The organism is Sphingomonas sp. Sph1(2015) (assembly GCF_001970915.1).
GTDB lineage: Bacteria > Pseudomonadota > Alphaproteobacteria > Sphingomonadales > Sphingomonadaceae > Sphingomonas > Sphingomonas parapaucimobilis.
The window spans coordinates 1-1,323 of record NZ_MQUI01000109.1 but is presented as its reverse complement, the minus strand read 5'-3'; the positions used below and the strand labels follow the sequence as shown (position 1 = coordinate 1,323).

The 1,323-nt window shown below is 63.7% G+C and carries 1 protein-coding gene; it reads left to right on the top strand.

All coding sequences use genetic code 11. The features are described from left to right. Positions 1 to 57 precede the first annotated feature (57 nt). Positions 58 to 1,281 carry an IS256 family transposase gene (locus BSZ14_RS18735; protein ID WP_042468862.1) on the top strand — a complete coding sequence of 408 codons (1,224 nt, stop codon included), beginning with the start codon at positions 58 to 60 and terminating at the stop codon, positions 1,279 to 1,281. Positions 1,282 to 1,323 lie beyond the last annotated feature (42 nt).

The window sequence follows — 1,323 nt, the reverse complement described above, 5'->3', positions numbered from 1 at the left end:
GGGAGTGTCAGGAATTTCGTGTGCGGGCGGGCATAATGGGAAAGAAGGAGCCCCGAAATGTCCCGACGCAAAGAGCCTGCGATACCGAACGATCTGCTGGATCAGCTGCTGGCTGGCGCTGATGCTGGTACCGCGCTGGCGCAGGGCGGCCTGCTGGATGCGCTGAAGAAGGCGCTGACGGAGCGCGCTTTGAACGCGGAGATGGATTATCATCTGGCCGGAGACGACGGCACCGGCAACTCGCGCAACGGCTACGGCCGGAAGACGATCACGACCGATACCGGCAAGCTGGCGATCGACGTACCACGTGACCGGCAGAGCAGTTTCGACCCGCAGCTGATCGCCAAATACCAGCGGCGCTTTCCGGGCTTCGACGAGAAGATCGTGTCGATGTACGCGCGCGGCATGAGTACCCGCGAGATCACAGGACACCTGCACGATCTGTACGGCATCGACGTATCGCCGGACCTGATCTCGAGCGTGACCGACGCGGTGCTCGACGAGGTGGCGATCTGGCAGCAGCGGCCGCTCGACCCGGTCTACCCGCTCGTATTTTTCGACGCCTTGCGGGTGAAGATCCGTGACGAAGGCATGGTGCGCAACAAGGCGATCCACATCGCGCTCGGCGTCCGCGCCGACGGCGCCAAGGAGGTGCTGGGCCTGTGGCTGGAGCAGAACGAAGGGGCCAAATTCTGGCTCAGGGTCATGAACGAGCTGAGGAACCGCGGCACCGAGGACATCCTGCTCGCCGTGGTCGATGGCCTGAAGGGCTTTCCGGAAGCGATCACGGCCGTGTTCCCCGACGCCGTGGTTCAGACATGCATCGTCCATCTGCTGCGCAATTCCATGGACTTTGTGTCCTGGAAGGACCGCAAGGGCCTGGCGACTGCGTTGAAGGAGATCTACCGCGCGCCCAGTGCCGAGGCGGCCGAGCAGGCCCTGACTGCGTTCGAGGCGGGTCCTTGGGGAACCCGCTATCCCGCCATTGCCCAGAGCTGGCGGCGCGCCTGGGCCGAGGTCATCCCGTTCTTCGCCTTTCCCGACGAGGTTCGGCGGATCATCTACACCACCAACGCCATCGAGGCGCTGAACTCGAAACTGCGCCGGGCCGTCCGTGCACGCGGCCATTTCCCCAGCGACGAGGCCGCCACCAAGCTGCTCTACCTGATCTTGAACCGGTCGGAAAAAGAGTGGAGGATGCCACCACGTGAGTGGACCATGGCCAAGGCACAGTTCGCCGTCATCTTCGGCGAACGCTTCATCAGGGCCATGGCGGCGTAATGTTCAGCCGCCCGCCCGCACACGAAATTCCTGACACTCCCA